Origin of the sequence: Streptomyces telluris (assembly GCF_024519335.1) — a bacterium.
Lineage (GTDB): Bacteria > Actinomycetota > Actinomycetes > Streptomycetales > Streptomycetaceae > Streptomyces > Streptomyces telluris.
Genome location: NZ_JANIID010000022.1, coordinates 120,469 through 144,814, shown reverse-complemented (window position 1 = coordinate 144,814; position 24,346 = coordinate 120,469). Strand labels below are relative to the sequence as shown.

Annotated in this window: 20 protein-coding genes, 1 rRNA gene and 1 pseudogene; 14 read left to right on the top strand and 8 right to left on the bottom strand. The window is 74.4% G+C overall.

What is annotated here, in order from left to right; genetic code table 11:
- The first annotated feature begins 84 nt into the window (after window positions 1-84).
- The 3 genes and pseudogenes from rrf (at window position 85) to NQU55_RS23030 (ending at window position 2,488) form a co-directional block, all read left to right on the top strand.
- Window positions 85-201: ribosomal RNA gene (rrf, locus tag NQU55_RS23040) — 5S ribosomal RNA — on the top strand.
- A gap of 34 nt (window positions 202-235) precedes the next feature.
- Window positions 236-1,624, top strand: a pseudogene (locus NQU55_RS37155) (hypothetical protein); the annotation flags it as partial.
- A gap of 63 nt (window positions 1,625-1,687) precedes the next feature.
- Entirely contained in the window at window positions 1,688-2,488 is an 801-nt protein-coding gene (locus tag NQU55_RS23030; RefSeq protein WP_256791051.1) for a tetratricopeptide repeat protein, read from the top strand.
- A gap of 77 nt (window positions 2,489-2,565) precedes the next feature.
- On the opposite strand, the gene NQU55_RS23025 is transcribed toward NQU55_RS23030, so the two are convergent.
- A complete protein-coding gene (locus NQU55_RS23025) occupies window positions 2,566-3,882 on the bottom strand; it encodes a DUF1015 domain-containing protein (protein ID WP_168094727.1) in 1,317 nt (438 codons plus the stop codon).
- A 75-nt stretch (window positions 3,883-3,957) separates the two neighbouring features.
- Here NQU55_RS23025 and NQU55_RS23020 point away from each other — a divergent pair, with 75 nt between their 5' ends.
- The gene (locus NQU55_RS23020; protein ID WP_168094726.1) at window positions 3,958-4,986 is read left to right on the top strand and encodes an HAD hydrolase-like protein; all 1,029 of its coding nucleotides are present in this window, start codon (window positions 3,958-3,960) and stop codon (window positions 4,984-4,986) included.
- 214 nt (window positions 4,987-5,200) lie between these two features.
- Here the strand turns inward: NQU55_RS23020 and NQU55_RS23015 are convergent, their stop codons facing one another.
- The gene (locus NQU55_RS23015; RefSeq protein WP_168094725.1) at window positions 5,201-6,028 is read right to left on the bottom strand and encodes a siderophore-interacting protein; all 828 of its coding nucleotides are present in this window, start codon (window positions 6,026-6,028) and stop codon (window positions 5,201-5,203) included.
- A 62-nt stretch (window positions 6,029-6,090) separates the two neighbouring features.
- A complete protein-coding gene (locus NQU55_RS23010; protein ID WP_168094724.1) occupies window positions 6,091-7,125 on the bottom strand; it encodes an ABC transporter substrate-binding protein in 1,035 nt (344 codons plus the stop codon).
- Window positions 7,126-7,249: 124 nt separating this feature from the next.
- Between NQU55_RS23010 and NQU55_RS23005 the strand changes: the two genes are divergently transcribed.
- The 3 genes from NQU55_RS23005 (at window position 7,250) to NQU55_RS22995 (ending at window position 10,308) form a co-directional block, all read left to right on the top strand.
- A complete protein-coding gene (locus tag NQU55_RS23005) occupies window positions 7,250-8,260 on the top strand; it encodes a FecCD family ABC transporter permease (protein ID WP_256791050.1) in 1,011 nt (336 codons plus the stop codon).
- A gap of 71 nt (window positions 8,261-8,331) precedes the next feature.
- Window positions 8,332-9,378, top strand: coding sequence for a FecCD family ABC transporter permease (locus NQU55_RS23000; protein ID WP_168094722.1), 1,047 nt, complete (start codon window positions 8,332-8,334; stop codon window positions 9,376-9,378).
- A gap of 117 nt (window positions 9,379-9,495) precedes the next feature.
- The gene (locus NQU55_RS22995) at window positions 9,496-10,308 is read left to right on the top strand and encodes an ABC transporter ATP-binding protein (RefSeq protein WP_256791045.1); all 813 of its coding nucleotides are present in this window, start codon (window positions 9,496-9,498) and stop codon (window positions 10,306-10,308) included.
- Between the two features lie 18 nt (window positions 10,309-10,326).
- Here NQU55_RS22995 and NQU55_RS22990 read toward each other — a convergent pair whose 3' ends face one another.
- A complete protein-coding gene (locus tag NQU55_RS22990) occupies window positions 10,327-10,674 on the bottom strand; it encodes a sterol-binding protein (protein ID WP_168095712.1) in 348 nt (115 codons plus the stop codon).
- Between the two features lie 68 nt (window positions 10,675-10,742).
- Here NQU55_RS22990 and NQU55_RS22985 point away from each other — a divergent pair, with 68 nt between their 5' ends.
- The 3 genes from NQU55_RS22985 (at window position 10,743) to NQU55_RS22975 (ending at window position 12,959) form a co-directional block, all read left to right on the top strand.
- Window positions 10,743-11,144: a hypothetical protein gene (locus tag NQU55_RS22985; RefSeq protein ID WP_240976893.1), complete on the top strand. Its 402-nt coding sequence runs from the start codon at window positions 10,743-10,745 to the stop codon at window positions 11,142-11,144.
- Between the two features lie 13 nt (window positions 11,145-11,157).
- On the top strand, window positions 11,158-11,973 hold the full coding sequence (locus NQU55_RS22980) for a TlyA family RNA methyltransferase (RefSeq protein WP_168095716.1): 816 nt from the start codon (window positions 11,158-11,160) through the stop codon (window positions 11,971-11,973).
- A gap of 74 nt (window positions 11,974-12,047) precedes the next feature.
- Window positions 12,048-12,959 (top strand): NAD kinase, encoded by a 912-nt coding sequence (locus NQU55_RS22975; RefSeq protein ID WP_168095713.1) that lies wholly within the window; start codon window positions 12,048-12,050, stop codon window positions 12,957-12,959.
- A gap of 63 nt (window positions 12,960-13,022) precedes the next feature.
- Here NQU55_RS22975 and NQU55_RS22970 read toward each other — a convergent pair whose 3' ends face one another.
- Window positions 13,023-14,450: a S41 family peptidase gene (locus tag NQU55_RS22970; protein ID WP_168095714.1), complete on the bottom strand. Its 1,428-nt coding sequence runs from the start codon at window positions 14,448-14,450 to the stop codon at window positions 13,023-13,025.
- A gap of 121 nt (window positions 14,451-14,571) precedes the next feature.
- Here NQU55_RS22970 and recN point away from each other — a divergent pair, with 121 nt between their 5' ends.
- The 3 genes from recN to NQU55_RS22955 all read left to right on the top strand — a co-directional run bounded on the left by recN (window position 14,572) and on the right by NQU55_RS22955 (window position 18,310).
- Window positions 14,572-16,341 (top strand): DNA repair protein RecN, encoded by a 1,770-nt coding sequence (recN, locus tag NQU55_RS22965; protein ID WP_256791042.1) that lies wholly within the window; start codon window positions 14,572-14,574, stop codon window positions 16,339-16,341.
- Window positions 16,342-16,667: 326 nt separating this feature from the next.
- On the top strand, window positions 16,668-17,081 hold the full coding sequence (locus NQU55_RS22960; protein WP_168093608.1) for a hypothetical protein: 414 nt from the start codon (window positions 16,668-16,670) through the stop codon (window positions 17,079-17,081).
- Between the two features lie 116 nt (window positions 17,082-17,197).
- A complete protein-coding gene (locus NQU55_RS22955) occupies window positions 17,198-18,310 on the top strand; it encodes a glycosyltransferase family 4 protein (RefSeq protein WP_168093609.1) in 1,113 nt (370 codons plus the stop codon).
- Between the two features lie 44 nt (window positions 18,311-18,354).
- Here the strand turns inward: NQU55_RS22955 and NQU55_RS22950 are convergent, their stop codons facing one another.
- Together NQU55_RS22950 and NQU55_RS22945 are read right to left on the bottom strand one after the other, a co-directional pair.
- Window positions 18,355-19,200, bottom strand: coding sequence for a pentapeptide repeat-containing protein (locus NQU55_RS22950; protein WP_168093610.1), 846 nt, complete (start codon window positions 19,198-19,200; stop codon window positions 18,355-18,357).
- 41 nt (window positions 19,201-19,241) lie between these two features.
- Window positions 19,242-20,846 (bottom strand): PucR family transcriptional regulator, encoded by a 1,605-nt coding sequence (locus NQU55_RS22945; protein WP_168093611.1) that lies wholly within the window; start codon window positions 20,844-20,846, stop codon window positions 19,242-19,244.
- A 125-nt stretch (window positions 20,847-20,971) separates the two neighbouring features.
- On the opposite strand from NQU55_RS22945, the gene NQU55_RS22940 reads away from it, so the two are divergent.
- Window positions 20,972-22,282, top strand: coding sequence for an MFS transporter (locus NQU55_RS22940; RefSeq protein ID WP_168093612.1), 1,311 nt, complete (start codon window positions 20,972-20,974; stop codon window positions 22,280-22,282).
- 128 nt (window positions 22,283-22,410) lie between these two features.
- Here the strand turns inward: NQU55_RS22940 and NQU55_RS22935 are convergent, their stop codons facing one another.
- Window positions 22,411-24,213 carry a glycoside hydrolase family 15 protein gene (locus NQU55_RS22935; protein ID WP_168093613.1) on the bottom strand — a complete coding sequence of 601 codons (1,803 nt, stop codon included), beginning with the start codon at window positions 24,211-24,213 and terminating at the stop codon, window positions 22,411-22,413.
- Between the last annotated feature and the right edge of the window lie 133 nt (window positions 24,214-24,346).

Sequence of the window (24,346 nt, the reverse complement as noted above, 5' to 3'; positions counted from 1 at the left end):
TAGTTCTGAAGCAACGAACAGTTGCTGGTTTGAGCAGAACCACTTAATTGAAAAGTGTGCTTGTTCGCTCGAAACCGATAGTGTTTCGGTGGTCATAGCGTTAGGGAAACGCCCGGTTACATTCCGAACCCGGAAGCTAAGCCTTTCAGCGCCGATGGTACTGCATGGGGGACCGTGTGGGAGAGTAGGACGCCGCCGAACAATATTTCAAGGACCCTTGGTCCCAGCGTTCACGCTGGGACCAAGGGTCCTTTTTTGTATTTCTGCCGAAGCGCGCCGGCCGTCCGGTTGCGCGAGAATGACTGCGGTACCCGAAGACAGAGGAGTCACGTCGATGCCCACCAACTACCCCGACGATCGTTCGGGTGGCGACCGCGGCGGTTCCCGCCGCGACGACCGACCGGCGTACCGGCGTGACGACCGCGGCGACGACCGGCGCGGCGGCCCCCGCCGTGACGACCGTGGCGGGCGTCCGGCCGGTGGCGGCTTCGGCCGTCGCGACGACCGCCCCTCTTTCCGCCGTGACGACGACCGCGGTGGTTTCCGCGGTGGCCGTGACGACCGCGGCCCGCGCCGTGACGACGACCGTGGCGGACGCCCGGCCGGCGGTGGCTTCGGCCGCCGTGACGACCGCCCGTCCTTCCGCCGCGATGACGACCGTGGCCCGCGCCGTGACGACCGCGGTCCCCGTCGCGACGACGACCGCGGCGGCTTCCGCGGCGGCCGCGACGACCGTCGTGACGACCGCCCCGCTTTCCGTCGTGACGACCGCGGCCCGCGCCGTGACGACGACCGTGGCGGACGCCCGGCCGGCGGTGGCTTCGGCCGTCGCGACGACCGCCCGTCCTTCCGCCGTGACGACGACCGTGGCCCGCGCCGCGACGACCGCGGTGGCTACGACCGTCCCCGCGGCGGTTTCCGTGGCGGCCGTGACGAGCGTCCGTCCTTCCCCCGTGACGACCGCGCCCCGCGCCGTGACGACGAGCGCGGTGGCTTCCGCCGTGAGGACCGTGACGACCGTCGCGACAGCCGTCCGTCCTTCCGTCGTGACGAGCGTCGTGACGACCGCGGCCCCCGTCGCGACGACGACCGCGGTGGCTTCCGTCGCGACGAGCGTCCGTCCTTCCGTCGCGATGAGCGTCGTGACGACCGCGGCCCGCGCCGCGATGACGACCGTGGCGGCTTCCGCGGCGGCCGTGACGAGCGCCGTGACGAGCGTCCGTCCTTCCGTCGTGACGAGCGTCGTGACGACCGCGGCCCCCGTCGCGACGACGACCGTGGCGGCTTCCGCCGTGACGACCGCCCGTCCTTCCGCCGTGACGACGACCGCGGCCCGCGCCGCGACGAGCGTCCCTCCTTCCGCCGCGACGACGAGCGCGGTCCCCGTCGTGACGACGACCGCGGTGGCTTCCGCCGTGACGACCGTCGCGATGACCGTGGCCCGCGCCGCGATGACGACCGTGGCGGCTTCCGCGGCGGCCGCGACGAGCGCCGTGACGACCGCGGCCCGCGCCGCTCGTTCCGTGACGACCGGCAGGGTGGCGGCGGCTACCGGGGTGGCCGGGACGACCGTTCCGGTGGTTACCGCGGCGGCCGTGACGAGCGCGACCGGGACCGTGGCGACCGCGAGCCGGTGAAGCGCCTGCCGATCCCGGACGACATCACCGGTGACGAGATCGACGCGGACGTGCGGCAGGAGCTCATGAGCCTGCCGAAGGGCCTCGCCGAGGAGGTCGCCCGCAACCTCGTCATGGTCGCCAACCTGCTGGACGAGGACCCGGAGCAGGCCTACGCCTACTCGCGGATCGCGCTGCGTCTCGCCTCGCGCGTCGCCGCGGTGCGCGAGGCCGCCGGCTTCGCCTCGTACGCGACGGCCAAGTACTCCGAGGCGCTCGCCGAGTTCCGCGCCGCCCGCCGGATGACCGGTTCCGTCGAGCTGTGGCCCGTGATGGCCGACTGCGAGCGCGGCATGGGCCGCCCCGAGCGCGCGCTGGCCATGGCCGGCGAGCCCGAGGTCAACAAGCTCGACAAGGCCGGCCAGGTCGAGATGCGCCTGGTCGCCGCCGGTGCCCGCAAGGACATGGGTCAGGCCGAGGCCGCCGTCGTGACGCTGCAGAGCCCGGAGCTCGCCTCCAGCTCGGTCCAGCCGTGGACCGCGCGCCTGCGCTACGCGTACGCCGACGCGCTGCTGGAGGTCGGCCGCGAGAGCGAGGCCCGCGAGTGGTTCGCCAAGGCCCTCGAAGCGGACCAGGGCGGCCAGACGGACGCCTCCGACCGCCTCGCCGAGCTGGACGGCGTCGAGTTCACGGACGCCCTGGAGGACTCCGACGCTGACGAGGCCTCTGAGGCCTCTGAGGCCTCTGAGGTCTCCGAGGCCCCCGAGTCGGCTGAGAAGGCCGTCGAGGAGTCCGCTGAGGAGTCTGCTGAGGAGGCCGAGGAGTCCGGCGACGTCGCCGAGGCGCCGAAGGCCGACGGCGACAAGAGCTGATCGCTGACGTAGAGGGCGGCGTCCCGGTACCTCGTACCGGGACGCCGCCCTTTTCGTTTCTTCCGCCGGCTCTTGCGTCAGTTCAGGGCCAGGCTCCGCAGCACCAGGCCCGTCGCCGGCTTGGGGCCGAACGACGTGGACTTGCGGGGCATGGTCACGCCCTGTTCGGCCAGCTCCCGGACGACGTCCTCCTTGACCGGGTGCATCAGCACCGCCGTGCCGCCGTGCCGCTCGGCCTGCTTGACGGCCGCGGCCGTCTCGTGGATGTAGCTGATGTTCTCGGGGTTGTCCGGCACCTTCCAGATGTGCTCCAGCAGCACCGAGTGCAGGACCGTCGCGTCCAGCGTGCGCCAGGCCTCCGGGCGGTCGGCGGGAACCACACGGGCCAGCAGGTCCGGGTCCGGGCGGTCGAGGAGGTGGAAGCGGCCGTCGCCCGCCAGGACGAAGGCGTTCCCCGCCGCTCCGGGCGCCCCGGATGACGCGGACGCTTCGGACGCCTCCGTCAGCGCGTCGAGCGCCTCCGGCAGCGGTCCGTCGATCGTGCGCACCCGGAAGGAGCCCTCCAGGGCCTCCAGGGCCTCGGCGACCGGAAGCCGGTGCAGCAGGCGGTGGATGGCCCGTACGCGCAGCGGGTAGCGGGCGGTGTCGACGAGGAGGACGAGACCGAAGTCCCAGGGGCCGGGGGCCGGCTGCTCGGCGCGCAGGCGCAGGTAGGTGGCCCAGCGGTGGTGGCCGTCGGCGATGAGCGCGTGCTGCTGGGAGAGGTCCTTGCCGATCGCTTCGAGGTCGTGCGGGTCGGTGATGGACCACAGGCGGTGGGCGTAGCCGTCGTCGGTGGTCGTGGACAGCAGCGGTTCGGTGCCGGTGACGCGGTCGATGACGGCCGCGGCGCCGGTCGTGCTGCCGTTGCCGCGGTAGGAGAAGAGCAGCGGTTCGAGGTTGGCGCCGGTGCCGCGCATGAGGGCCGCGCGGTCCTCGATGATGTGCGGCATGACGTCCTCGTGCGGGAGGACGACGCCCTCCTCGCGGGGGCTGAGGCGGAGGGCGCCGATGAGGCCGCGCTGCAGTATGCCGCCGCCGTGCTGCTCGTACACGTAGAGGGCGGGCTCGGGGTCGGCGGCGAGGACGTGCTCCTCCTGCCAGCGGCGCAGGGTGTCCGCGGCCAGCCGGTGCCGGTCCGCGGCGCTCGCCGCCTGGGGGAGGATCAGCCTGACGATGTTGTGCGGATCGGCGGTCTCCAGGTGACGCAACCCGTCGGGCCGTACGACGACGTCGTACGGTGGCGAGGTGACGGCGGCGAGGCTGCCGACCCGCTCCGGGACATAACGCAGCCCACGGAAGGGGGCGAGCTGGAGTCCTTGCCCTGCTTTCCCTGCTCGGCCTGGAGTGCTCATTGGGAAATGTTATGTCTCACGGCCCTGTGAGCAATGATCGTGGAAGAGACGTACAGCACAAGGAGCGAGTACAGCATGAATCAGACCGCCCGTACGCGGCCCGACGGCAGCGAGCGTGCCCTCAGCGAGGCCTACGACACGGCGCTGCTCGATCTCGACGGCGTGGTGTACGCGGGCGGGGAGGCCATCGCGTACGCCGTCGAGTCGCTCGGGACGGCCCGCGAGGGCGGGATGCACCTCGCCTACGTGACGAACAACGCCGCGCGGACGCCGGAGACGGTCGCCGGACACCTGACCGAGCTGGGTGTGCCCGCCGAGGCGTCCGACGTGATCACTTCCGCCCAGGCCGTGGCGCGGCTGATCTCCGAGCAGCTGCCCACCGGGTCCCGGGTGCTGGTGATCGGCGCCGAGGGACTCCGGGTGGCCCTGCGCGAGCGCGGGCTGGTGCCGGTGGAGTCGGCCGACGACGACCCCGCGGCCGTCGCCCAGGGCTACGGCGGGCCGGACATGCCCTGGTCGCGGCTGATGGAGGCGTCGTACGCGGTGGCGCGGGGCCTGCCGTGGTTCGCGTCCAACACGGACCTGACGATTCCGAGCGGGCGCGGCATCGCGCCGGGCAACGGCGCGGCCGTACAGGTCGTACGGATAGCCACGGGCGCGACGCCGCAGGTGGCCGGCAAGCCGCTGCCGCCGATGCACCGCGAGACGGTGCTGCGGACCGGCGCGGAGCGGCCTCTGGTGGTCGGCGACCGGCTCGACACGGACATCGAGGGCGCGCACGTGGGCGGGGTGGACTCGCTGCTGGTGCTGACCGGCGTGACGACGGCCGCGCAGCTGGTCGCGGCGCGGCCGGAGCACCGGCCCACGTATGTGGCCGAGGATCTGCGGGGGCTGCTGGTTCCTCAGCCGGAGGTTGTGGCGGTGGGGGACGGGTTCCGGTGCGGGGGGTGGACTGCCTCCGTCGACGGTGATGCGCTCGTCCTCGCGGGGGAGGGGGAGCCGGTGGATGGGCTCCGGGCGCTTTGTGCTGTCGCGTGGACCGCTGCGGGGGACGGGGTTTGCGAGCTGGACTCGGGCAAGGTGGTGGCCCGGCTGGGGCTGTGACCGTGGCTGGGGCGGGTGGGGGTTTTCCCCTGACCCGCCCCCAGAGGGGGCACCCCCACTTCCCGAAACCGGGGGCAAGCCCCCGGACCCCCGTATCGCGCTGAACGCGCTCGTCCTCAAACTCCCCCAGCTACCGCTGGGAGGTGCCCCCAGACGGGCTTGGTTGGTGCAGGGACGAGCCGAGTTGGTGCCGGGACGGGCTTGCCACTTGCCGTCAGGCCAGCTCCGCCAGCAGGTCCTCCTCCGTTGCTCCCCGGCGCCAGTAGCCCGTGAACGTCACCGTGCGGCGGTCGATGCCGCGGTCGTTGACCAGGTGGCGGCGGAGGCCGCGGACCGTGCCGGATTCTCCGGCGAGCCATGCGTAGGGCGTGCCGTCGGGGAGGTCGGCCGCGCGGACGGCGCTCAGGACGGGCTCCGCCGCGCCCCGTACCAGCCAGGTGATCTCCGCGGCGGCGTCGGTGGGCAGGTCCTGGACGTCCTCCGGGTGGGGGACCTCTATCCAGATCTTGGCCGGGGTGCCTGCCGGCAGCCAGGCGAGGATGCCGGCGACGGCGGGCAGCGCCGTCTCGTCGGCGGTGATCAGGACCCAGTCGGTGCCGGCGGGCGGCTGGAAGTCGACGCCGCCGTTGTCCTCGACGACGGGGGCGAGGACGGTGACGCCGTCGCCGGGGCGCGCGGCCTGGGCCCAGTTCGTGGCCGGGCCGCCGTGTCCGTCGGCGTCGCCGTGCACGGCGAAGTCGACGTCCATCTCGTCCGGCTCCTGCCGCAGGTCCCGCACGGTGTAGGTGCGCATGAAGGCCCGTACGGCCGGGTCCTGGGCGCGCCATTCGGTGAACCAGGTCTCGTCGAGGTTCTCGGGCAGGACCGGGCGGTCCTGGCCGGCCTGCGGCAGGAACAGCTTGAAGCGCTGGTCGCGGCCGCCGGTGACGATGTCGCGGAGCTCCTTGCCGCCGAAGGTGACCCGCATCATGGCGGGGCTGATCCGCTCGGTGCGGAGCACCTCCAGGTCGAAGAAGCGGTACGGGAGGGTGGTGCCGGCCATGGGGGTGTTTCCCTTTCGCTCGGGTGCGCCTGTCAGGCGCCGGGGTTGGGCCTGTCGGGCGGTCAGGCGACCTTCTTGGCCTTCTGAACGGCCTCGGCGAGGGCCTCGACGAGGGGCGCGCACCCGGCGTGGGAGTAGCGCGGTTCGCTGAGCCAGGGGCTGATCTGGCCGGCCTTGACGGCGGGCAGTCCGGCCCAGGTGGGCTTGTCGGCGAGGTCCTTGGGCTGGAGGGCGGCGGTGCGGTTGTCGAGGAGGATCAGGTCGGCGGGGTACTTGCCGGCGTTCTCCCAGCTGAGGCTCTCGAAGAAGCCGCCGGTGACCTTGTCGGGGACGACGAAGTCGACGCCGAGGGACTTGAAGTAGGCGAGGTCGGCGTAGACGCCGGGGTCGGAGACGTAGAGCAGGTCGGCGGAGCCGGAGGCGGCGAGGACCTTGAGGCCCTTGTTGTCCCGGGCGGCCTTGCGCAGGGTCTCGGAGGCCTTCTCGAAGCGGTCCTTGGCGTCGGTGACCGCCTTCGCCTTGAGGTCGGCGCCGAGGGAGTCGGCGAGTGCGGCGTAGCGTCCGATGACCTGGGTCAGGGAGACCTTGGTGACGTTGATGCCGATGCTGGGGGCGAAGCCGAGGATCTTCTTCTTGCTCTCCTCGGGGACGTACCAGAGCTCGGTGCCCTGGATCATGTTGGTGACGAGCAGCTCGGGGGAGAGGGCCGCGTACTTCTCGACGCTGAACTCGCCCCAGGCGTTGCCGAGGACGGTCAGCTTGGCGATGTCGAGGTCGCCGGCCTGGGGGTCGGGCTCGCCTCCCTTGCGGGTGGTCGGGCCGAAGACGCCGACGCACTCGACGCCGAAGTCGTGCAGGGCCGCGGCGGTGCCGGTGAAGGCGACGATCTTCTTCGGGGTGCGCTCGGCCTTCGCGGTCTCGCCGCGGTCGTCCTTGAAACTCCACGGGCCCGAAGCGGAATCTGAGTCCCCGTCCGAGGAGCCCTTCGAGCCGCCCCCGCAGGCCGTCAGGAGGGCACCCGCGCCGAGGGCGCCGCCCGCGGCCAGCAGACCGCGGCGGGACATGAAGGAGCTGGTGGAGGTGCGGGGGGTGCTCATGGTGGTGCGCTTCTCTCAAGAATGAGGCAAGAACGGGGGGAGTTAAGGGTAGGCTAACCTAAGGGTCGTGTTGGTTGACAGTCCCCCCGAGCCCCCGGCGGACACCGGTCCGCAGCCGCCGCAGATACCCCCGGCAAGCCGTAAGCGGAATGCCGCGCGGGCGGCCGGGCTGCTCGCGGCGACCGGTCTGCTGCTGCTCGTCGCCGTCGCGAGCGTCGCCGTCGGCGCCAAGCCGCTGCCGCTGGACCAGGTCTGGCACGGGCTGTTCGACGACGCGCACGGCGAGGCCGGCGTCATCGTGCGCGAGGTGCGGCTGCCCCGTACGCTGCTCGGCCTGCTCGCCGGCGCCGCCCTCGGGCTCGCCGGCGCCGTGATGCAGGCCCTCACCCGCAACCCGCTCGCCGAACCCGGCATCCTCGGCGTCAACGCGGGCGCCGCGGCGGCCGTCGTATCCGCCATCACCTTCCTCGGCGTCAGCTCGCCCGGCGGCTACGTGTGGTTCGCCCTCGCGGGTGCGGCCGTCGTCTCCGTCGTGGTCCACGTCCTCGGCGGCAGCCGGGGCGCCACGCCCGTACGGCTCGCCCTGGCCGGCACCGCCGCGACGTACGCGCTCTACGGCTACGTCAACTCCGTCCAGCTGATGGACTCCGCCGCGCTCGACCGGATGCGCTTCTGGACCGTCGGCTCCCTCGCCTCCGCCACCGCGGACGTCATCCGGCAGGTCCTGCCCTTCATCGCCGCCGGCGTGCTGCTGGCTCTGGCCCTCGCCCGGCCCCTGAACGCCATGGCGCTCGGCGACGACAGCGCCCGCGCGCTCGGCACCCGGCCCGCCCGCACCCGCGTCCTCGCGATGGCCGCCGTCACCCTGCTGTGCGGCGCCGCTACCGCCGCCTGCGGGCCCATCGTCTTCATCGGCCTGATCGTCCCGCACCTCGTGCGCGCCCTCACCGGCCCCGACCAGCGGTGGATCCTGCCGTACGCGGCCGTCCTGTCGCCCGTGCTGCTGCTCGGCGCGGACATCGCCGGGCGGGTCGTCGCCCGGCCCGGGGAGCTCCAGGCCGGCATCGTCACCGCCGTCGTCGGCGGGCCCGTCTTCATCCACCTCGTACGGCGCCGGAGGGTGGCCCAGCAGTGAGCTCGCCCGCACGAACGACACAGACGGCACCGACTGCACAGACGACGCCGACCACATCGGCGACACGGACGATGCGCACGGTGCGCACGACGCGGACCATCCGCACCGGCGGTGGGCTCTCCCTGCGCGTGGACGCCCGCGCCGCCCTCGTCGTCCTGCTGCTCCTGGTCCTCGCGGCGGCCGCCTCCGTGGCCCTCATCGCCACCGGCGACTTCCCCATGTCGCCCGCCGATGTCCTGCGGACACTCGCCGGCGGCGGCACCCCCGCACAGGACATCGTCGTCCACGACCTGCGCCTGCCCCGCGTCCTGGTGGGCCTGCTCGCGGGCGCCGCCCTCGGGCTGGCGGGCGCGGTCTTCCAGTCCGTCTCCCGCAACCCGCTGGGCAGCCCGGACGTGATCGGCTTCGGCCAGGGCTCCGCGGCCGGTGCGCTCGTCGTCATCGTCCTCTTCCACGGCGACCCCTTCGCCGTGGCGGCCGGCGCCGTCGCCGGCGGCATCGGCACCGGCCTCGCGGTCTACCTGCTGGCCTGGAAGAAGGGCATCAACGGCTACCGCCTCGTGCTCGTCGGCATCGGCGCCGCCGCCGTCCTCACCGGCCTGCGCGACTACCTGATGACCAAGGCGGACCTCGTGGACGCCACCCGCTCCATGATCTGGATGGTCGGCTCGCTCAACGGCCGCGACTGGGCACAGGTGTGGCCCCTGCTGTGCGCGGTCGCCGTGCTCCTGCCCCTCGTCCTCGGGCACGGGCGGGCCCTGCGCATGCTGGAGATGGGCGACGACGCCGCCCACGCCCTCGGGGTGCGCGCCGAGCGCACCCGGCTCGTGGTGATGGCCGCCGCCGTGCTGCTCACCGCCGCCGCGACGGCCGCCGCCGGGCCCGTGGGGTTCGTGGCCCTCGCCGCGCCGCAGCTCGCGCGCCGGCTGACCCGGGCCCCCGGCCCCAACCTCCTCGCCTCCGCGGTCATGGGCGCCGCCCTGCTCGTCGGCGCCGACTGGGCCTCGCAGCGGCTCTTCGGCGCCGACAAGCTGCCCGTCGGCGCGCTGACCGGGATGCTCGGCGGCTGCTATCTGCTGTGGCTGCTGTTCACGGAGCGCAAGGCAGGCCGGGTGTGAGCGGCGAACGCGCAGAACGCACAGCGGGCCGGGTGTGAGCAGCGCATCCCGTACGCCCTTCAGACCCTCGGACCTTCAGCACGACGGAGACGACCCCCTCACCAAGGAGACAGCACCATGAGCCGACTGACGGCCGAATCCGTCACGCTCGCCTACGACCAGCGGGTCATCGCCCAGAACCTCTCGGTCGCCATCCCCGACCGGTCGTTCACCGTCATCGTCGGCCCCAACGCCTGCGGCAAGTCGACCCTGCTGCGCGCCCTGGCCCGGATGCTCAAGCCCGCCGCGGGATCCGTCCTGCTCGACGGCGCCGCCATCGGCTCCTACCCGGCCAAGCAGGTCGCTCGCACGCTCGGGCTGCTCCCGCAGTCCTCCATCGCGCCCGACGGCATCACCGTCGGCGACCTCGTCGCCCGCGGCCGCTACCCTCACCAGGGCCTGCTGCGGCAGTGGTCGCGCGAGGACGAGCGGATCGTCACCGAGTCCATGGCCGCCACCGGCGTGGACGCCCTCGCCGAGCGGCACGTCGACGAGCTCTCCGGCGGCCAGCGCCAGCGGGTCTGGATCGCCATGGCCCTCGCCCAGCAGACCCCGCTGCTCCTGCTGGACGAGCCCACCACGTACCTCGACATCCAGCACCAGATCGAGGTGCTCGACCTGTGCGCCCAGCTCCACGAGGAGCAGGGCCGCACCCTCGTCGCCGTCCTCCACGACCTCAACCACGCCGCGCGCTACGCCACCCACCTGATCGCCATGCGCGACGGCAGCGTCGTCGCCCAGGGCGCGCCGGGGGACATCGTCACCGCCGAGCTCGTGGAGCAGGTGTTCGGGCTGCGCTGCCAGGTCATCGACGACCCGGAGACGGGGACGCCGCTGGTGGTTCCGGCGGCACGCCGGTCCAGGGCGGCGGCCGCCGCGCCGCAGAAGTGAGCGCGGCCGGAGCGGCGGCTACAGCAGGGACCGCAGCCGCAGGACGTCGCGCAGGCTCGCCTGGACCCTGACCCGGCCGGCTGCCCACGCCTTTGCGAAGTTCAGCCGGCCGTCCACCAGGGCCACCAGGTCGTCGCCCGCCGTCGTCAGCGCGATCTCCGCCCGCCGCTCGGGCGTGCCCTGCTGCGTCTCGACGTCCTGGATGTGCCCGCCCACGAGGTGGCCGGTGAAGGTCACGTCGAGGTCGGTGATGTGGCAGCTGAGCGAGCGGTCGGGCGTGGCCGCGTCGCGGAGCTCGCCCTTCGCCCCCGCGAGGTTCTCCGCCAGTCTGTCGAGTGCGGCGCGGCACTCCTCGATCGTCGCCATCACCAGGGACGGTACCGCAGCAGGTCGCGTACGCCGCAGAGGCGCCGTTCCGGGGTAGCGTCGGAGCCATGAGCGATGCGATGACTCCTGCGGACTGGGAGACTCCTGCGGACCGGGAGACTCCTGCGAGCCGGGAGATTCCCGGGGGCCCGGAGGCTCTTGCGGACCTGGAGGCTCTTGCGGGTCCGGAGGCTCTTGCGGGTCCGGAGACGGCCGGGGCCGGCGAGGCCGGCGGGCCCGGTCCGCTGCCGCTCGGCGTCGTGCGCACCCCGACCGGCGACCCCGCAGTCGACGCGCAGCTCGTCCGGCTGGCGGACGCCGACCACCTCGCCGCGAGCGGCCACCTGGAGGTGTACGAGGATGTACACCGGGGCCTGCGGGAGGCGCTGAGCGCGCTCGACCGGTGCCCCGGCCCGTCCGGGGCACCCGCGGCCCCGGGCGCCCCCGCTTCGTACGACACCAGGAGCTGAACCACCCGTGGCAGTGACCCGCCCGCGACGCAGCCGACTCGACGCCGAGCTCGTGCGCCGTAAACTCGCCCGCTCGCGCGAGCACGCGAGCCAGCTCATCGCGGCGGGCCGGGTGACCGTCGGCGGCGCCGTCGCGACCAAGGCGGCGACCCAGGTCGAGATCAGCGCCGCGGTCGTCGTCACCCAGGACGAGAACGACCCCGACTACGTCTCCCGCGGCGGCCACAAGCTCGCCGGCGCCCTCGCCGCCTTCGTCCCGCGCGGGCTGAAGGTCGAGGGCCGCCGCGCCCTCGACGCCGGCGCGTCCACCGGCGGCTTCACCGACGTCCTGCTGCGCGCCGGCGCCGCGCACGTCGTCGCCGTCGACGTCGGCTACGGGCAGCTCGCCTGGTCGCTGCAGAGCGACGAGCGGGTCACCGTGAAGGACCGCACGAACGTCCGCGAGCTGACGCCGGAGCAGATCGACGACATCCCCGTCGACCTCGTCGTCGGCGACCTGTCGTTCATCCCGCTCGGGCTCGTCCTGCCCGCGCTGGTGCGCTGCGCCGCGCCCGACGCCGACCTGGTGCTCATGGTCAAGCCGCAGTTCGAGGTCGGCAAGGAGCGGCTCGGCAGCGGCGGGGTCGTGCGCAGCACCCAGCTGCGGGCCGATGCGGTGCGCGCGGTCGCGGCCCGCGCCGCCGAGCTGGGGCTGGGCGTGCTCGGCGTGACCGCGAGCCCGCTGCCCGGTCCCTCGGGCAACGTCGAGTACTTTCTGTGGCTGCGCGCCGGAGCGCCCGAACTGGACCCGGCGGACGTTGACCGTGCAGTGGCGGAGGGGCCGCGTTGACGACTTCAGAAGCACCATCAGAGGCAGCACAGGCAGGGGCACAGGCAGCAGCGGCGGCACAGGGGGGCTGCGGGATGGACGACGGAGGGAAGCGCACCGTCTTCCTGCTCGCGCACACGGGCCGCCCGGCGGCCATCCGCAGCGCCGAACTCGTCGTCCAGGGGCTGCTGCGCTGCGGCATCGGCGTGCGGGTCCTCGCCGAGGAGGCGGCCGACCTGCCGCTGCCGTCCGCGGTCGAGCTGGTCGAGGCCGGCCCCGACTGCTCGGACGTCCTGGAGGGCTGCGAGCTCCTCGTCGTCCTCGGCGGCGACGGCACGCTGCTGCGCGGCGCGGAGTTCGCGCGGCGCTCCGGCGTGCCGATGCTGGGCGTGAACCTCGGCCGGGTCGGCTTCCTCGCCGAGGCCGAGCGGGACGACCTCGACAAGGTCGTGGACCGGGTGGTGACGCGGGAGTACGAGGTCGAGGAGCGGATGACGCTCGACGTCCTGGTGCGCACCGACGGGCACGTGGTGCACACCGACTGGGCGCTGAACGAGGCGTCCGTGGAGAAGGCCGCGCGCGAGCGGCTGCTGGAGGTCGTCACCGAGGTCGACGGGCGCCCGGTGTCGCGCTTCGGCGGCGACGGCGTCGTGTGCGCGACGCCCACCGGGTCGACGGCCTACGCGTTCTCGGCGGGCGGCCCCGTGGTGTGGCCCGAGGTGGAGGCGCTGCTGATGGTGCCGATCAGCGCCCACGCGCTGTTCGCCAAGCCGCTGGTCACCGCCCCGGACTCGGTCCTCGCGGTGGAGGTCCAGCCGCAGACCCCGAACGGGGTCCTGTGGTGCGACGGCCGGCGCACGGTGGAGCTGCCCGCGGGGGCGCGGGTGGAGGTGCGGCGGGGGGCGGTGCCGGTGCGCCTGGCGCGGCTGCACCACGCGTCCTTCACGGACCGCCTGGTGGCGAAGTTCGCCCTGCCGGTGGCGGGGTGGCGCGGGGCGCCGCACTGAGCCGGCCCCGGCGGGCCGGTCGCGGCGGCATTCTGCCGTACGACCGGCCTCGCCGGGCGGGCCTCAGCGGTGGGAGCGGGCCACGAACTTCCGCGCCTCGGCGAGGGCCGAGTCGCGGTGGGCGCGGAACTCCTCCTCCGTGAAGACGGGCGTGGCGACATCCGGGGAAATGCCCGTGATGTCGTAGGTCGTCCGGTGATCCCGTGCGCTCAGGAACTCCTCGTTCGGCAGCATGAACCGCCAGCCGTTGGGCAGCCGCCGCTCCAGGGTGTCGGAGAACGACCCCTGGGTGTTCTCGCCGATCCGCTGCGTGGGCTGCGTGCGGCCCATGAGGGCCTGCGTGAGCGTCTCGCCCGCGCTGATGGTCAGCCGCCCCGTGAGCACGGCCACGGGGCCGGTGTAGACGGGCCCGCGGTGCGGGGTGACCGTTATGGGCTGCTCGGGCGTGAACTTGCGCGGGTCCCGCGGATCGTTGCGGGCGTGCTTGAGGTACGCGAGGTAGGGGCGGTCCGTCAGCCGCTCCGCCACGCGCAGGGCGAGCCGGTCGGAGCCGCCGCCGTTGAACCGCAGGTCGAGCACCAGGCCGCGCAGGGCGCCGGGGCCGCGGGTGCGGTCGGCCGTGAAGACCTCGTCCAGGGCGCGGTCGATGGCCGCGCTGTCCCCGGCGTAGCCGCCGTCCTCGGTGTAGTCCTGGAATCCGGTGATGCGCAGGTAGCCCGTGCGGTCGGGCAGTTCGGCGTACGAGATGCGGCCGTCGCCCCAGGTGCGCCACCGGGCCTCGGGCACGCCCACGCTCTCCTTGACCGCCTTGTCCATCCGGAGCACGCCGTCACGGCCGGGGATCGTGGTGTCCTCGCGGTGGCCGCCGAAGCGCCCCTCCGGCTTCCCGGGGTCGGCGACGATGCCCGTGTGGCCGTCGTGCAGCGGCTCGATCATGCCCTTCAGGACCTCGAAGAGGGCCTTGTCGTCGGCAGCGGCGGCGGCACGCGGGCGGAACTTCTCGCGGACGTCCTTCCAATTGATCCCCTTCTGAGCGAAGAAGGGATAGTTCTCGGCGTAGGTCTGCCAGAAGACGTCGAAGACGCGGAGATTGTCAGCTTTTGCGGTGGTGTCCCGGCACTCGGCCGGCAGCGCGGGCAGGCGGCGCAGCGTACGGTGCCCGACGTTGTCGCCGAAGGTCAGCACCGCCCGGTCGCGGCCCTGTGCCGTCACCGTGATCGGCGCGTCCCCGTCCTGCTGGAAGGTGCCCGGGGCGGTCGTCCGGGCGGCGTCGCGGAAGCCCGGCAGGCAGCTGACGTCCGTGGTGTCGTACGTCCGCAGCCTGCGTCCCCCGTCCTCGACGGAGACGACCGTGCCGTAGCCGTCCATGCGCCACACCCCGTCCAGGGAGGACCGGGCGGGCGCGGCGAGCGCGCTGCCGGTGGAGGCTGCGGTGGTCAGAACGACGGCGGAAGCCAGGAACAGGGCGGCCGTGCGGGAACGTGCGGTCATGCCCCGATCGTGCCCGGAACCGGGCCTGAGCGGCCATGGAGCGATCACCCGGAACGGTGGTGGGGATTCCCCCAGGGTGGTCGGTGGGGGTGGCCGTCGCGAGGGGCCCCCGGAACCTCGTATGGTCGTATCCGTGTTGGAGGAGATGCGGATCCGGTCCCTGGGCGTCATTGATGACGCGGTCGTCGAGCTGTCACGCGGTTTCACCGCGGTGACCGGCGAGACCGGCGCGGGCAAGACCATGGTCGTCACGAGCCTCGGTCTGCTGCTCGGCGGGCGCGCCGACCCCGCCCTGGTGCGCATGGGGGCCCGGTCCGCCGTCGTCGAAGGGCGGCTCGCCGTCGACCCCGGCTCGCCCGTGGCCCTGCGGGCGGAGGAGGCGGGCGCCGAGCTCGACGACGGCACCCTGCTCATCAGCCGCACCCTCTCCGCCGAGGGACGCTCCCGGGCGCACCTGGGCGGGCGCAGCGTGCCCGTCGGGCTCCTGGGCGAGCTCGCGGACGACCTCGTGGCCGTCCACGGGCAGACCGACCAGCAAGGGCTCCTGCGGCCCGCGCGGCAGCGCCAGGCCCTCGACCGCTACGCGGGCGACGCGGTGGCCGCGCCGCTCGCCAAGTACGCCGACGCCTACCGCCGGCTGCGCGCCGTCGCCGCCGAGCTCGCCGAGCTGACGACGCGGGCCCGCGAGCGCGCCCAGGAGGCCGACCTCCTGCGGTTCGGGCTGGACGAGGTCGCCGCCGTCGCACCGCTGCCGGGGGAGGACGCCGAGCTCGCCGCCGAAGCCGAGCGGCTCGGGCACGCCGAGGCCCTCGCCTCCGCCGCCACCGCCGCGCACGCCGCGCTCGCGGGGAACCCCGAGGACCCCGAGGGCATCGACGCCGCCACGCTCGTCGCCGGCGCGCACCGGGCCGTGGAGGCCGTGCGGTCGCACGACCCCGCCCTCGCCGCCCTCGCCGACCGCATCGGAGAGATCGGCATCCTGCTCTCCGACGTGGCCGGGGAACTGGCCGGGTACGCCTCCGACCTGGACGCCGACCCGCGGCGGCTGGCCGCCGTCGAGGAGCGGCGCGCCGCCCTCACCCAGCTGACGCGCAAGTACGGCCAGGACATCGCCGAAGTCCTCGCCTGGGCCGAGCGCGGCGCGGAACGCCTCGGCGAGCTCGACGGCGACGACGAGCGCATCGGCGAGCTCGCCGCCGAACGGGACGCGCTGCGCGCGGAGCTGGGCGGGCTCGCCCAGGCGCTCAGCGACGCCCGGGCGGAGGCCGCACAGCGCTTCGCCGACGCGGTCACCGCCGAGCTCGCGGAACTGGCCATGCCGCACGCCCGCGTCAGCTTCTCGATCCGCCAGACCGAGGTCGCGGAGGCGGAGGCGGAGAGCGGCATCGAGGTCGGCGGCCGCGCCGTCGCCTACGGCCCGCACGGCGCCGACGAGGTCGAGCTGCTCCTCGCGCCCCACCCCGGCGCGCTGCCCCGGCCCATCGCCAAGGGCGCGTCCGGCGGTGAGCTCTCGCGCGTCATGCTCGCCGTGGAGGTCGTCTTCGCGGGCTCCGCCCCCGTGCCCACGTACCTCTTCGACGAGGTCGACGCGGGCGTCGGCGGCAAGGCGGCCGTCGAAGTGGGCCGCCGCCTCGCACGCCTCGCGCGGACGGCCCAGGTCGTGGTGGTCACCCACCTCCCGCAGGTGGCGGCCTTCGCCGACCGGCACCTGGTGGTGGAGAAGACCCACGAGGGGTCGGTGACGCGCAGCGGCGTCCAGGCCATGGAGGGCGAGGACCGCATCCGCGAACTCTCCCGCATGCTGGCCGGCCAGGAGGACTCGGAACTGGCCCGCGCCCACGCGGAAGAACTCCTCGCGGCAGCGCGGGGCGCCGCCGGCGGGGGCGCGTGACGCTCTGCGGTTCGCCGGGTTCGCCGGGTTCGCCGGGGCGGCGAACCCGGCGGGCCTGACCGCACGGGCTGAGCCGGGCCCGGCAAGGTCCTCCGTTGCCGGAGTGATCGCCGGCCACAACGAGGAGCCGGTCCGGCACCGCCGGGTAGCCCCGCTGTGGCCGGCCGCCGTTGCGGCGGGATCGGGGGGACCGCGGCGTTCGGCACAGGTCTTCGTTGCCGGAACGTCTGCTCGCTACGACGCGGGCCGGTCCGGCACCGCCGGGCTGCGGCGTTGTGGCTGATCGCCGCTGCGGCGGGAAGTGAAGGCCGGGGCAGGATTCTTCAGTGGCGGGGCACTTGTGGCGGCGGGCACCGGCCGTCAAGGAGCGGTCGTTCGGCAAGGTGCTCGCCGTGGTGGTGCTCGCCGGCTCCGCTCACCTCGTCAACCCGCTGGGCGGGCGGCCGGGAAGGGCCGCCGGGGCCGTCCTGGCACTCTCCGCGCCGGGCCTCGCCCGGCGCGGGGCCGCGGCCGTCCCGATGGGCGCGGCAGCCGCGCTGATCGCGGACGATCCCGCCGGGCGGACGCTGCCCGCGCCACCGGCGCCCACGCGCTCGGGGCGGACCTGGAGCTCGCCGTCGTGGCCGGCGGCGGCCGTGCCGGGCTCGCCCCGCACGCCGCCGCGCCGGTGGCCACGGCCCCGGCGATGGACGCGAGAAATCACCTATGTGAGTGAATCCGCGGATGCGCGGGCGAGGTAGGGCGCTCAACCCGCGAGACGGTGGTCCCGTGATGTCGGCGGACGCTGGCATCCTGGGCGGCAGCACTGCGCCGTACGCCTCTCCGACGCCGACGCCGAATCAGGAGTTCTCCCCGCGTGAGCAGTACACCCGCGCCCCACGGGCGGCCGCCCCTGCACGCGGTGCAAGTGCTGGGCAGCGGGGGAGCCGGCAGCGGCGCGCACGTACGCTCCCTGGCGGCCGGGCTGGTGGCCCGCGGGCTGCAGGTGACGGTCTGTGCGCCGCAGGAGACGGGCGAGGGGTACGGGTTCACGTCCGCGGGCGCGGCCTTCGCCCCGCTGTGGGCCCGGCCGGACGCCCTGGCCGTGGCCGGCATCCGCGCGGCCAGCTCCGGCGCCGACGTGGTCCACGCGCACGGCCTGCGCTCCGCCGTCCTCGCCGCCCTGGCGCTGCGCGGCCGCACCACCCCCCTCGTGGTCACCTGGCACACCACGTGCCACACGGAGGGGGCCCGCGGCCGGTTCCTGCGGCTGATGGAGCGGCGCGCGGCCCGCGCCGCGGCCGTCGTCCTCGGGGTGACCTCCGAGCTGGTCGACCGGGCCCGGCTGCGCGGCGCGCGCGACGCCCGCCTGGCCCCGGTGGCCGTGCCCGCCCCGCGCCAGGCGCCGGACGACGACGAGCCGCGCGACAAGACCCGTGCCGAACTGGGCGCGGTGGCCCGCCCGTTGCTGGTCACCGTCGGCCGTCTGGAGCCGGGCAGGGGCCACGGCGTCCTGCTGGACGCGGCCCGCGTCTGGCGCGAGCTGGACCCCGAACCGCTGCTGATCGTGGCGGGCGAGGGCCCCGAGCGGCCGCTGCTGCAGCGCCGCATCGAGGAGGAGAACCTCCCGGTCCGCCTGGTGGGCCGCCGCGACGACGTCCCCGACCTGCTCGCCACGGCCGACGTCGCGATCCTGCCCAGCCGCTGGGAAGCCCGCTCCCTGCTCGCCCAGGAGGCGCTGCACGCGGGCGTCCCCCTGGTGGCCACGGCCGTCGGCGGCGTCCCCGACCTGGTGGGCGACGCGGCCGAGCTCGTCCCCTACGGAGACGCCGCCGCCCTCGCCGGGGCGGTGGCCCGCCTGCTGGCCGATCCGGCCCGGCGCGCCGAGCTGACCGCGGCCGGCCGCGCCCAGGCGGCCACCTGGCCCACGGAGGACGACACGGTCGCGCACGTCCTCAGCGTCTACGACGAGCTGGCCGCGGGCGGATAGCCCGCCCCCGGCCCCGCACAGGCGGAACGTTCAGGCGCGGCGCCTCAGGCGGCCGGGCCCCAGTGCGCCGGCCGGCTCAGCGCCGCCGGCAGCTTCGTGCTCGCGTCGCCCCGCGCCGCGTTGAGCTGGGCCTGGGTGAGGAAGACGCTCCCGGTCAGGTCGGCGCCGGCGAGGTTCGCGTCGCGCAGATCGGCCCCGAGGAGGTCGGCGGTGCGCAGGTCCGCGCCGCCGAGGTCCGCGGCGATGAGGTACGCGCCGCGCAGGTTGGCGCCGCGCAGGTCGGCGCCGCGCAGCCGGGCCCCCATCAGGTCGGCCCCGCGCCGGTTCTTCTTCTTGCCGGGCACCTGCGCCCGTACGAGCTCGCTGGTGCGCTGCAGCAGCTCGCCGACCTCCATCCGGCGCGCCGCCACGTCCACCTCCAGGATCGCCTCGGGGGACTCGTGGGTCAGGCGCTCGACGGCGTCGTGCACGCGCCGGACCTCGGCGTGCAGCCGCCGGGCCGCGGGCAGGGTCAGGGCCTCGGCCAGGTACCAGAGCAGCTCGTGCAGCTGCCGCATGACCGGGTAGACGGCGAACATCTGCCGGGCCGTCCCGGGGTCCTGCCGCCAGTCCCGGCCGCCGAAGGTGACCTGGGAGACCTTCTGCCCCGCGCCCTGGCAGTCGTAGACGGTGCAGCCGGAGAAGCCCTTCTGCCGCAGCTTGGTGTGGATGCCGCAGCGGAAGTCCTGCTGGATGTTGCCGCAGGGCTTGCCCGCGTCCTTGGTCACGGCGAAGTCCGCCGAGGCGACGAACGGCAGCGCGACGCAGCACAGCGCGAAGCAGCTGCCGCAGTCCGCCCGCAGGTCCTCGCGGTCCGCCGCGGCGACGCCGACCGCCGCATTCTTCTTCATTCCGGTCACCGTTCGAGTAGAGCCCGGTCCATCTGCGCAGGTCAAATCCATTCCGTATGACGCCGCGCACGCAGCGCGAGGCTCAGCGACAGCACCGTCTCCGGGTCCTCCAGGTCCGCCCCCAGGAGCCGGCCGATGCGCGCCAGCCGGTCGTAGAGCGTCTGGCGGTTCAGGTGCAGCTCGCGCGCGGTCTCCGCCTTGCGGCCCGCGTGGGCGAGGTACGCGGTCAGGGTGGGCAGCAGCGCCGGCCGGGAGGCGGCGTCGTGCGCGATCAGCGGGCCGAGCACCCGGTCGACGAACGCCGCCAGATCTCCCTGGGAGCGCAGCCGCCACAGCAGGACGTCGACGTCGAGCCGGCGCACGTCGTGCCAGGGCCGGTCCGCCAGCCCCTGGGCGGCCGTCGCCGCCTCCGCCGCGTGCCGCAGGCCCGCCCCGGCCGTCTCCCACGTCGCCGGGGCCCCGGCCACCACCACGGGCGCCGGGAAACCGGCCCGTTCCGCGCCCGCCCGCAGCGCGGCGGCCACCCGTCCGGCCACCGCCGTCCGCTCCGCCGCATCGCGCAGGCCCACCAGCAGCGGCACCCGCCCCTCCGGCATCCGCACGCCCAGCAGCACCGGCACCCCCACCCCGGCCAGCTCCTCCTGCACCGCGCAGGCCAGCGCGGCCCGGCGGTCCGCCGGCGCCAGGTCGGTGGCCGGGCGCATCACGAGCGGCAGCAGCGGGCCCGGCCCCGGCTTGAAGCCCAGCACCTTGGCCTGCGCGGGCGCGTCCGCCGCGGCCACCCGCTCCTCGGCGAGGTCGGAGAGGAAGTCGCCGCGCCCGCGCGCCGCCAGCTCCTCCTCCTGGCGGGCCTGCAGCAGGACGACCGCGAGCAGCCCGGCCGTACGGTCCGCGGCGATCCGGTGCACGGGCGCCAGCGGGCCGTCCACCGGCAGGACGGTCAGCCGGGCCCGCACCGCGCCCGGCCCGGGGCCGGTCCCGGGAATGTCGGTGACGACCGCCCCGGCCATCCCCGCCGACCGCAGCCCCTCCCACACCTGCAGCGGATCCGACCCGCCGGAGGTGCCCTCCGGCCCCGCCGCGTACAGCAGCCGGCCGTCCGGCGTCCCCAGGAACACGGGGTTGCCCGCGAAGCCCGCGAACAGCCGCAGCACCTCCGGCACCCCGCCCCCGCCCAGCAGCACCTCCGTGCACCGCCGGTGCACCTCCTCGGCGCGCCGCAGCAGCGCGTAGTGCTCGTTGACCAGCTCGGTGTGGATCTCCTCCGTCACCGCGACGAACGGCACCTCCCGGTGCAGCTGCACCAGCGGCAGCCCGCACGAGCGGGCCGTGTCCACCACCGCGGCCGGCAGCGTCGTGAAGCGCGCGCCCAGCTCGACCACCAGCGCCGCGATGTCCCGCTCCGCCAGCCCGCGCACGAAGGCGCGCTGCTCGGCGGGGCGGCTGCCCAGCCCCAGGCCGGTGGTCAGCAGCAGCTCGCCGCCCTTGAGCAGCGCGGCGATGTTCGGGGCCTCGCCCGCGTGCACCCAGCGGACCGGCCGGTCGAGCCGGTCGCCCGCCGCGAGCACCTCGGGGAGTCCCTTGCGCAGGGTGGGCAGTGCGAGGGCCCGCGCCACGGTGATGGTGCCCTGCGGGGTGTGTTCCATGCCCGGAACCTAACGGCCGTCCGGCCCGGATGTCAGATACGGCCTCGCCGCGGGAACGGCGTCCGCCGGGCGGCGCACGGCGGACGCCGTAGGCACCGCACCGCGCCGCACCTACCCTGTCCCGCATGACCGCCGTGCCCGAGAGCCCCGAGTCCGCCCCCTCCGGCTTATCCCCGCAGCCGGGCCGGGACGCCGCCGCCCTGCCCGACCGCGCCGCCGTCCAGCGCCGTACGGTCAACGTCCTCATGGCCGCCCAGATCTTCATCGGGGTCGGCATGGGGGCCGTGATCTCGGCCGGCAGCCTGCTCGTGGAGCGGCTCACCGGTTCCCAGGCCGCCGCCGGCTTCGCCACCACCCTGGTCACCCTCGGCGCCGCGGCGCTGTCCGTCCCGCTGGCGGCGCTCTCCCGCTCCCGCGGCCGCCGCGCCGGGCTCGGCACCGGCGTGCTGATCGCCGCCGCGGGTTCGCTGGTCGTCCTGGTGGCCGCCCCGCTCGGCTGGGTGCCCCTCGCCTTCCTGGGCCTCCTCCTCGTCGGCGCGGGGACGGCGGCCAACCTCCAGTCCCGGTTCGCGGCGACCGACCTCGCCGAGGCCGGCGGGCGGGCCCGCGCCCTCTCCCTGGTCGTCTGGTCGGTGACGGTCGGCGCCGTCCTCGGCCCCAACCTGACCGGCCCGGGAGCCGGCGTCGCCCGTGCCCTGCAGCTGCCCGGGGAGGCGGGCGCCTTCGTCTTCTCGGGCGTGGCCTACCTCCTCGGCTGGGCCCTCATCCACACCCGGCTGCGCCCCGACCCGATGCTGCTCGCGGCCCGCCTGAACCCGGGCGAAACGACCGGGCGAGGCGCCCGCTTCCTTACCCGAATGAGCGGCGCCCTGCGGCACGTCGCCGCGTCACCCTCGGCGCTGACCGGGCTGATCGCCCTGGTCCTGGGCCACGCCGTGATGGTGTCGGTGATGACGATGACGCCGGTGCACCTCGCTCACCACGGGGCATCACTGAGCGTCGTCGGCTTCACCATCAGCCTGCACATCGCAGGCATGTACGCGTTCTCGCCTCTGGTGGGCCGGGCGGCGGATCGGTTCGGCAGGGTACCGGTCATCCTGGCCGGGCAGGTGGTCTACGTGGCCGCGACGCTCCTCGCGGGCACCGCCGGGGACCGGCGGTGGGCCGTCACGGCCGGGCTGTTCCTGCTGGGCGTCGGATGGTCGTGCGCGACGGTCGCGGCGTCCACGCTGCTGAGCGAATCGGTGGACGCCGCGCACCGGGCCGAGGTGCAGGGCGCGTCCGACATGCTGATGGGCCTCGTCGGGGCGGCGGGAGGAGCGCTCTCCGGGGCGTTCGTCGCCGTGAGCGGCTACGGCGGCCTGAACGCCGCCGCGGCCGTCCTGGTCCTCCCGGTCAGCGGCTGCGCCCTGTACTTCGGCTTGCGGAAGCGCTGACCACTGCGTTCGGCTCGGCCCCGGGCGCAGCGCCCGGCTTTGTGTCCGCCGCAGTGGCGATCAGCCACCGCGGCGGATATCGGCGGTGCCGGACCGCCTGTGCGAGGGGCGGACCCCGAAGGCCGCCCCTAACCCCCGAACGCGCTGGACGCCGTCAGGCGCAGCGCCGTGTCGATCAGCGGCACGTGGCTGAACGCCTGCGGGAAGTTGCCCACCTGGCGCTGCAGCCGCGGGTCCCACTCCTCCGCCAGCAGGCCCAGGTCGTTGCGGAGCCCCAGCAGCTTTTCGAACAGCTGCCGCGCCTCGTCGACCCGGCCGATCATGGCCAGGTCGTCCGCGAGCCAGAAGGAGCAGGCGAGGAAGGCGCCCTCGTCGCCCTCCAGGCCGTCCACCCCGGCCTCCTCGCCCGCGGTGGGGTAGCGCAGCACGAAGCCGTCCGGCGTCGACAGCTCGCGCTGGATCGCCTCGATCGTGCCGATCACGCGCTTGTCGTCGGGCGGCAGGAAGCCCATCTGCGGGATGAGCAGCAAGGAGGCGTCCAGCTCCTTCGACCCGTAGGACTGGGTGAAGGTGTTGCGCTCCTTGTCGTACCCCTTCTCGCACACGTCCCGGTGGATGTCGTCGCGCAGCTCGCGCCACCGCTCCAGGGGTCCGTCCACGTCGCCGGACTCGATGAGCTTGATGGTGCGGTCGACGGCCACCCAGGCCATCACCTTGGAGTGCACGAAGTGGCGGCGCGGGCCGCGCACCTCCCAGATGCCCTCGTCCGGCTCGTTCCAGTGGTCCTCGAGGTAGCCGATCAGGCGCAGCTGCAGCAGCGAGGCGTAGTCGTTGCGGGCGAGGCCCGTCATGTGGGCCAGATGGAGGGCCTCGGTGACCTCGCCGTAGACGTCCAGCTGGAGCTGGTCGGCGGCGCCGTTGCCGACCCGGACGGGCTTGGAGTTCTCGTAGCCGGGCAGCCACGGCAGCTCGGCCTCGCCCAGCTCGCGCTCGCCGGCGATGCCGTACATGATCTGCAGGTTCTCCGGGTCGCCCGCGACCGCGCGCAGCAGCCACTCGCGCCAGGCGCGGGCCTCCTCGCGGTAGCCGGTGCGCAGCAGGGAGGAGAGGGTGATCGCCGCGTCGCGCAGCCAGGTGTAGCGGTAGTCCCAGTTGCGGACGCCGCCGATCTCCTCCGGCAGGGAGGTGGTGGGCGCGGCCACGATCCCGCCGGTCGGCGCGTAGGTGAGGGCCTTCAGCGTGATCAGCGAGCGGACCACGGCGTCCCGGTAGGGCCCGTGGTATGTACAGTGCTCGACCCACTCGCGCCAGAACTCCTCGGTGGCCTCCAGTGAGCCCTCCGGGTCGGGCAGGGCGGGCGGCTCGCCGTGCGAGGGCTGCCAGCTGATGGTGAAGGCGACGCGCTCACCGGGGGAGACGGTGAAGTCCGCGTACGTGGTGAGGTCCTTGCCGAAGGTGTCGGCGGTGGTGTCGAGCCACACCGAGTCGGGGCCGGCGACGGCCACCGTGCGGTCGCCGACCTTGTGCACCCAGGGCACGACCCGGCCGTAGGAGAAGCGCATGCGCAGCGCGGAGCGCATCTGCACCCGCCCGCTGACGCCCTCCACGATCCGGATCAGCTGGGGCGCGCCGTCGCGCGGCGGCATGAAGTCGATGACGCGGACCGTGCCGCGCGGGGTGTCCCACTCGGATTCGAGCACGAGGGAGTCCCCCCGGTACCGGCGGCGGTCGGCGGGCGGCGGTGCCGCACCCGAGGGGTGCGCGGGGCCGACCCGCCAGAAGCCGTGTTCCTCCGTGCCGAGCAGACCGGCGAACGCGGCATGGGAATCGAATCGGGGCAGGCACAGCCAGTCGGCCGTGCCGTCCCGGCAGACAAGGGCGGCGGTCTGCATATCGCCGATGAGTGCGTAATCCTCGATACGCCCGGCCACGTCATCTCCAGTCGAACGGCGCCACATGACCCCGGCAGGGGTCCCTCTTGCGGTCAAGCGATCTTTAGACGAGCTCTGTTCCGGAATGGTGCGTCTCCCTTGGGAGCACCTCCAGCGGTAGCTGTGGGGAGGT

Bases quoted from the DNA above. Each gene is read 5' to 3' on its own strand.
- NQU55_RS23025 (WP_168094727.1), bottom strand. From the start codon at position 3,882: ATGAGCACTCCAGGCCGAGCAGGGAAAGCAGGGCAAGGACTCCAGCTC.
- NQU55_RS23020 (WP_168094726.1), top strand. From the start codon at position 3,958: ATGAATCAGACCGCCCGTACGCGGCCCGACGGCAGCGAGCGTGCCCTC.
- NQU55_RS23015 (WP_168094725.1), bottom strand. From the start codon at position 6,028: ATGGCCGGCACCACCCTCCCGTACCGCTTCTTCGACCTGGAGGTGCTC.
- NQU55_RS23010 (WP_168094724.1), bottom strand. From the start codon at position 7,125: ATGAGCACCCCCCGCACCTCCACCAGCTCCTTCATGTCCCGCCGCGGT.
- NQU55_RS23000 (WP_168094722.1), top strand. From the start codon at position 8,332: ATGCGCACGGTGCGCACGACGCGGACCATCCGCACCGGCGGTGGGCTC.
- NQU55_RS22995 (WP_256791045.1), top strand. From the start codon at position 9,496: ATGAGCCGACTGACGGCCGAATCCGTCACGCTCGCCTACGACCAGCGG.
- NQU55_RS22990 (WP_168095712.1), bottom strand. From the start codon at position 10,674: ATGGCGACGATCGAGGAGTGCCGCGCCGCACTCGACAGACTGGCGGAG.
- NQU55_RS22985 (WP_240976893.1), top strand. From the start codon at position 10,743: ATGAGCGATGCGATGACTCCTGCGGACTGGGAGACTCCTGCGGACCGG.
- NQU55_RS22975 (WP_168095713.1), top strand. From the start codon at position 12,048: ATGGACGACGGAGGGAAGCGCACCGTCTTCCTGCTCGCGCACACGGGC.
- NQU55_RS22970 (WP_168095714.1), bottom strand. From the start codon at position 14,450: ATGACCGCACGTTCCCGCACGGCCGCCCTGTTCCTGGCTTCCGCCGTC.
- recN (WP_256791042.1), top strand. From the start codon at position 14,572: ATGGTCGTATCCGTGTTGGAGGAGATGCGGATCCGGTCCCTGGGCGTC.
- NQU55_RS22950 (WP_168093610.1), bottom strand. From the start codon at position 19,200: ATGAAGAAGAATGCGGCGGTCGGCGTCGCCGCGGCGGACCGCGAGGAC.
- NQU55_RS22945 (WP_168093611.1), bottom strand. From the start codon at position 20,846: ATGGAACACACCCCGCAGGGCACCATCACCGTGGCGCGGGCCCTCGCA.
- NQU55_RS22940 (WP_168093612.1), top strand. From the start codon at position 20,972: ATGACCGCCGTGCCCGAGAGCCCCGAGTCCGCCCCCTCCGGCTTATCC.